This window comes from Microbacterium sp., assembly GCF_052099035.1.
Taxonomy (GTDB): domain Bacteria; phylum Actinomycetota; class Actinomycetes; order Actinomycetales; family Microbacteriaceae; genus Microbacterium.
On record NZ_JBQDSX010000040.1, the window covers coordinates 1 to 5,924 of the forward strand.

The 5,924-nt window shown below is 68.3% G+C and carries 6 protein-coding genes; 2 read left to right on the forward strand and 4 right to left on the reverse strand.

Annotated elements, in window-relative coordinates; all coding sequences use genetic code 11:
- Positions 1 to 313: 313 nt before the first annotated feature.
- The gene (locus tag ACTIAO_RS12170; protein WP_441906513.1) at positions 314 to 1,657 is read right to left on the reverse strand and encodes an amino acid permease; all 1,344 of its coding nucleotides are present in this window, start codon (positions 1,655 to 1,657) and stop codon (positions 314 to 316) included.
- Positions 1,658 to 1,911: 254 nt separating this feature from the next.
- Here ACTIAO_RS12170 and ACTIAO_RS12175 point away from each other — a divergent pair, with 254 nt between their 5' ends.
- Positions 1,912 to 2,415: a VanZ family protein gene (locus ACTIAO_RS12175; RefSeq protein ID WP_441906485.1), complete on the forward strand. Its 504-nt coding sequence runs from the start codon at positions 1,912 to 1,914 to the stop codon at positions 2,413 to 2,415.
- On the opposite strand, the gene ACTIAO_RS12180 is transcribed toward ACTIAO_RS12175, so the two are convergent.
- Both ACTIAO_RS12180 and ACTIAO_RS12185 read right to left on the reverse strand, forming a co-directional pair.
- Positions 2,412 to 3,521 carry a sensor histidine kinase gene (locus ACTIAO_RS12180; protein ID WP_441906486.1) on the reverse strand — a complete coding sequence of 370 codons (1,110 nt, stop codon included), beginning with the start codon at positions 3,519 to 3,521 and terminating at the stop codon, positions 2,412 to 2,414. The two genes, ACTIAO_RS12175 and ACTIAO_RS12180, sit on opposite strands and share 4 nt — an antisense overlap.
- Positions 3,518 to 4,213, reverse strand: coding sequence for a response regulator transcription factor (locus tag ACTIAO_RS12185; protein ID WP_441906487.1), 696 nt, complete (start codon positions 4,211 to 4,213; stop codon positions 3,518 to 3,520). The genes ACTIAO_RS12180 and ACTIAO_RS12185 overlap by 4 nt, the downstream gene beginning before the upstream one ends.
- A gap of 86 nt (positions 4,214 to 4,299) precedes the next feature.
- On the opposite strand from ACTIAO_RS12185, the gene ACTIAO_RS12190 reads away from it, so the two are divergent.
- Positions 4,300 to 5,004: a M15 family metallopeptidase gene (locus ACTIAO_RS12190; RefSeq protein WP_441906488.1), complete on the forward strand. Its 705-nt coding sequence runs from the start codon at positions 4,300 to 4,302 to the stop codon at positions 5,002 to 5,004.
- A 240-nt stretch (positions 5,005 to 5,244) separates the two neighbouring features.
- Here the strand turns inward: ACTIAO_RS12190 and arfB are convergent, their stop codons facing one another.
- Positions 5,245 to 5,667, reverse strand: coding sequence for an alternative ribosome rescue aminoacyl-tRNA hydrolase ArfB (gene arfB / locus ACTIAO_RS12195; protein WP_441906489.1), 423 nt, complete (start codon positions 5,665 to 5,667; stop codon positions 5,245 to 5,247).
- Positions 5,668 to 5,924: the final 257 nt, after the last annotated feature.

The following is a 5,924-nucleotide window of genomic DNA, read 5'->3' on the forward strand; positions in this document are numbered from 1 at the left end:
CGCCCGCCGAGCCGCGACCGACGCCGGGTCCGAGGGATCAAACCCAAGACCCGAGCGGTCGAAATGGCGGTGCTGCTGCATGCCCCAAACACTACCCACCACCACCGACATTTGAGAGGTTTGTGGATAACTTTTTAAGCAGCAGATTGGCGCTCGCGCGTGCGAACTTGACTTATACCCACGTGTACACAGAACCTAGACTTTAGCGTCATCGTATGTATGTCCGAACATGACGGCCGGACCATTCAAAACTCTCATTCACTTACTTCCCCACCCCGTTGCCCGATCCAGTCGGTACGGGTCGAACGAAGCCCTAGTTCGCCTCGCCGCGCAGCAGCCGCACCGGATCGACGCCCTGGCGTCGAAGGTGCCTGTTCGTGAACGCGCACGCGACTGCGATCGCCGCGGTCATGCCGAGCGTCGCGAGCAGCTGCTCCCTCGAGCCCTCGTTGAGCATGGTCAGCACGACGATGACAACGAGGATCACGCCGGCGAGGATGCTCAGCCACGGGAATCCAGGCATGCGAGCCGTGAGGGTCTCGCCGCGAGCATCCGCTCGGCGACGCAGCACGAACTGGGACGCGGTGACCGTCGCCCACAGCACGATGAGCGTGGAGCCGACGACGTTGAGCAGCGTCGGCAGCACGGCGTCCGGAGCGAGGAAGTTGAACACGACGGTGAGGAAGCCGACGCCGACCGAGACGAGCACAGCGACGGTGGGCGTGCCGTTGCGGGCGACGCGCTGCATGCCGCGAGGTGCGAAGCGGCGCTCCGAGAGCGAGTAGACCATGCGCGATGCGCCGTAGAGGTTGGCGTTGAGCGCGGAGAGGAGTGCGATGACGATGATGGCCGACATGATGAGGTCGACGCCGGGGATGTCCGTGAGCGCGAGCACCGCGGCGAACGGCCCCGCGACGACGCCAGGGTCCGTCCATGGCAGGGCGGCGACGATCACGAACACCGATCCGATGTAGAACAGCAGGATGCGCCACAGCACGCTGCGAACTGCTCGGCGGATGCTCGTGGCTGGGTCGCGAGTCTCGGCTGCGGCGATGGCCGTGAGCTCCGTGCCGCCGAAGCTGAACATGACGATGAGCAGGGCGGCAGATATGCCGAGGATGCCGGTCGGGGCGAAGCCGTCGTGCGCGACCAGGTTGGAGAGCCCCGGTGAGGGCACGTCTGGAATGAGCCCGAAGAGAAGGGCTGCTCCCAGGGCGAGGAAGCCGATGATGGCGGCGACCTTCAGCACCGCGAACCAGAACTCGAAGGACCCGTAGCGGCGCACGCCGAGCAGGTTGATGAGCGTGAAGGTGAGCATGAAGGCGAGCGCCCAGACCCCTTGCGGGATACCGGGCGTCCAGGCCGCCACGATGGCGGCGGCACCCGTGGCTTCGGCGGCGATGACGATGACGAGCTGCATCCAGTAGAACCAGCCGAGCGTCGCGCCTGCCGTGGCGCCGAACGCCTTCGCCGCGTACACGGAGAACGCGCCGCTCTGCGGGTCGGCTGCGGCCATCTCAGCGAGCATGAAGAGCACGAGGATGACGAGCAGGCCCGCGACGGCGTACGACACGATGACGGCCGGTCCCGCGACTGCGATGGCCTGGCCGGAGCCGACGAAGAGGCCAGCACCGATCGCGCCGCCGAGGCCCATCATGGCGAGCTGGCGCGGCGAGAGCGAGCGCTGCAGGTGGTGCGCCTCGCTCGCCTGCCTGGCGACGGCTTGCGGGTCTCGCGCCGCCTCGTGCTGGCTGGAGTTTTCGGATGCACTGGCTGAAGTCACAAGCCGGAAGTCTCTCACGATTGACGACGTCGGCCTGTCGCTTGTGGGCGATCTCGAAGAGCCGCGTATCGTCCGCGTATCGAAACCCGCATACGCCTTCGCAACACGCCTCTCGAGAGGCTGTAGCCATGAGCTACAGCCGAGCAGACCAGACCCTGGAACTCCCGACGACGGGGGCGTACGCGAACACCCAGCGTGGGGCGATCAGGCGGCGGCCCTCGCGTGCGCCGCGCTACCTGGTCGCGGTGCTCTTCCTCGCCTACCTCGTGCTGCTGACGTGGCTCATCGTGTGGAAGCTCGAGGTGCCCTTCGTGGGGTGGGGTGAGACGCGGCATCTGAAGCTCATCCCGTTCGTCGCGAGCGAGGGGTACGCGGCCAGCAAGCCGCTCGAGGTGCTCGCCAACGTCGCGGTCTTCGTTCCGTTCGGCCTCTGCACCGGCTACTTGTGGCGAGTGGCGCCAGGGCCGAAGACGTTCTTCGCGGCCGGCTTCACGAGCCTCGCCATGGAGTCCACGCAGTTCGCGCTCGCCGTCGGCAGCTTCGACACCACCGACATCATCGCGAATACTGTCGGCGCTCTCATGGGGGCGGCGATCGTCGCGCCGAGCGTGCGGCGGTCGGCGCTCAGCTAGGCGCTCTCGCGCCGGCTTGCACCACGCTGCCCCGCGGCAGGCAGGCGCACGGTCACGCGGAGCCCTCCGCCGTCTCGCGCCGCGAGCTGCATCGTCCCACCGTGTGCCTTGACGACGCTCTTCACGATGGCGAGCCCCAGCCCCACACCGGCGTGGTCGCTGCGGGCGCGCTGCTCACCGCGTTGGAACGGCTCGGTGAGCGTCGCGAGCAGGGCTTCGCTGATCTGGCTCCCGGTGTTCTCGACGACAAGCGTGGCTGCATCCGCCTTCGAGTTCGTCGTGAGGAGAACCGAGCCGCCATGCGAGAGGTTGTGCACGATCGCGTTGTGCAGGAGGTTCGTGGTGAGCAGGGAGATGAGCGCGGGTGATCCGATCGTGGTCGCGGCCTCCCCCGCCGTGTCGATGGCGACGCCGCGTTTCTCGGCCAGCGGCAGCAGCGTCTCGGCTGCTTCCTCGGCAACGAGCGACAGGTCGACGCGCTCGGTCGCGAAGGTGCCGTGCTCGGTGCGGCTCAGTACAAGCAGCGCTTCAGTCAGTTCGATGGCTCGCGCGTTCACGGAGTGCAGACGGCCGAGCACCTCGTCGTGGTCGTGGTCGGGGTCCTTCCGCGCGACGTCGAGGAGTGTCTGCGAGATGGCCAGCGGCGTCCGCAGCTCGTGGGAGGCGTTCGCCGCGAATCGCTGCTGCTGCGCGACGTGCGCCTCCAGCTGCGCGAGCATCGCGTCGAAGCTGTCGGCCAGCTCGGTGAACTCGTCGCTCTTCCCTGTGAGGCGGATGCGGTGCGACAGCGACCCGGCCGCGGCAGCCCTCGTTGCGACCGTGATGCGCGAGAGCGGGGCGAGCATCCGCCCAGCCAGGAACCAGCCGCCGACAAGCGCGAAGAACAGCAGGAACAGCAGGGCCCACGCGGCCGCGGGCACGAACGCCCGCACGAGGTCGGTGCGGCCGGGGAAGAACGTCCACTCGCTGGCCATTGCCTCGGCAGGCACGTAGCGGAGCAGGAAGGCGTAGACGACGGCGAGGAGCAGTGCGCCGGCGATCATGAGGAAGGCCGCGTAGCTCAGGGCGAGCTTCAGGCGAACGCTGAGGCCGCGCTGGCGGGTCACCGGAGTTCGTTCTCTTCGCGCACCGAGGAGGCTTCGGCGTCGATGCGGTAGCCGACGCCTGGCACGGTGACGATGAGCCACGGCTCCCCGAGGCGCTTGCGGAGGGCGGAGACCGTGATGCGGACGGCGTTCGTGAACGGGTCGGCGTTTTCATCCCACGCCTTCTCGAGCAGCTCCTCAGCGCTGATCACTCCCCCGCCGGCGCTCATGAGCACCTCCAGCACCGCGAACTGCTTGCGGGTGAGCGCCACGTAGCGACCGTCTCGGTACACCTCGCGGCGGAACGGGTCGAGTTTGAGGCCCGCGATCTCGTGGACGGGCGGGCGGCTGTGGGCGCGGCGACGGTTGAGGGCGCGCAGGCGCAGCACCAGCTCCTGAAGCTCGAAGGGCTTCGTGAGGTAGTCGTCGGCGCCGAGCTCGAAGCCGGATGCCTTGTCGTCGAGCCGGTCGGCGGCCGTAAGCATGAGGATGAGGACCCCGCTGTTCGACGCCACGATGCGTCTCGCCACCTCGTCGCCCGACGGGCCGGGGATGTCGCGGTCGAGCACGGCGACGTCGTAGTCGTTGACGCTCAGCAGCTCGAGCGCCGTGTTTCCGTCACCGGCGATATCGGCGGCGATCGCCTCGAGTCTCAGCCCGTCGCGGATCGCCTCCGCCATGTAGGGCTCGTCCTCCACCAGCAGCACACGCATGAGCCGATGATACGAGCCGTGGCATATCGGCGGCGTATGCGAAAAACGCGACGCCCAGGCAACTTCGATCCGAGTCAACTTGCCTCATGACGCTCACCAGCCCGCCCAGCCACCAGCGAACGGCTTCGAAGACGCGCACGAGCAGGCGAAGCGTGCGGCTCCTCGTGGGCGGCGCATCCCTCGTCGCGCTCGCCGGCGTCGGCGTCGCCCTCATCTCGGCGCAGCTCGGGCAGAGCTCGGTGGCGCAGACCGAAGCCCCTGTGCGGGATACGGTGCTCTCTGCGCCCTCTCCGGCGGGCGGCGAGACCGGCGGCGCACCTGTCTCGCAGGGCGGCGGCACCGAGAACCCCGACGGACGCCTGCAGTTCGGCACGAAGGCGACCGACACCGAGTACGCCGGGATCGGCAATCTCTCCCCAGAGCTCCTCGACGCGCTGCAGAAAGCGACCCGTGACGCCGAGTCCGAAGGCGTGTACGTGATGGTCAACAGCGGCTGGCGGTCGTCGGAGCTGCAGACGCAGCTGCTGCAGGATGCGCGTGCCGAGTACGGCTCCGAGGAGGAAGCGGCTCGCTGGGTCGCGTCGCCCGAGACGTCACTCCACGTCTCGGGCGACGCGGTCGACGTGGAAGGGGGCGGTGCATCCGACTGGCTTGCCACCAACGGCGCCGGGTACGGCCTCTGCCAGACCTACCTCAACGAGCCGTGGCACTTCGAATTCCAGGCGGCAGCCCCGACGGCCGGATGCGCCGAACCGTACCCGGACCCCACGTACGACCCGCGCCTGCGGTGACGATCTCGTGCAGCCCGGTCCAGGTCTAGTCAGTTCGCGGTTCCGCGCGGCGAGGGGCTCCGAGGGCAATCACTGCCAGCCGATGTGCCCGTTCGGGGCGGCCCCACGATCACTGCCAGCCAGTTGGCCCCACGAGCCGCGCACCCCTCGATCGCTGCCAGCCAAATGGCTCCTTCAGCCACCCCAGAAGGGCCATTTGGCTGGCAGCGATTCCGTGCGCGGGGAGAGAGGTGCCGTCCGTCAGTCCGCTGAGGGCCGCTTTCGCTGAGCTTTCGTCGCCGAGCGCTGTCCCTTCGACTCGAGCCGACGCCGCTGCGAGCCCTTCGTGGGCTTCGTCGGTCGGCGCTTCGGTCCGGGTGGGGCGAGTCCCGTGCGGACGATATCGGCGAGCTTCTCGAGCGCGGCCTCGCGGTTGCGCAGCTGCGAGCGGCGCTCGGAGGAAACCACCGTGACCACCCCGCCGACGAGGCGTCGCTCGAGGCGAGACAGGAGCATCCGTCGCTGATCATCCGAGAGCACGAGCGAATCCGCGACGCTCCAGGACAGCTCGACGCGGCTGTCGGACGTGTTGACGTGCTGCCCGCCGGGGCCGGAAGATCGCGAGAACCGCCAGCAGAGCTCCGCGGCCGGAATCTTGAGCGAACGCGACACCTCCAAGTCCATGCGACAAGCCTCGCACGCCGGACGCGTTCGCGCCGCGTGCATCCGCTTGCCCAGGAGCACGCTCCGGCGCTGCCCCAATGCACACACGCGAGAAAGGCAGGTTCGCCTGGCAACGAAGCTGCATCTCTCGTGTTGATGCGGGGGCGTTCCCCGTCTGGATGCAGGGATCGGGCGCGGAGAGGACGGTGACGGCGGGTGGATGTGCAGTCAATGATTCAGGTCGACGATGCAGGCGGACGATGCAGGCGGACGATGCA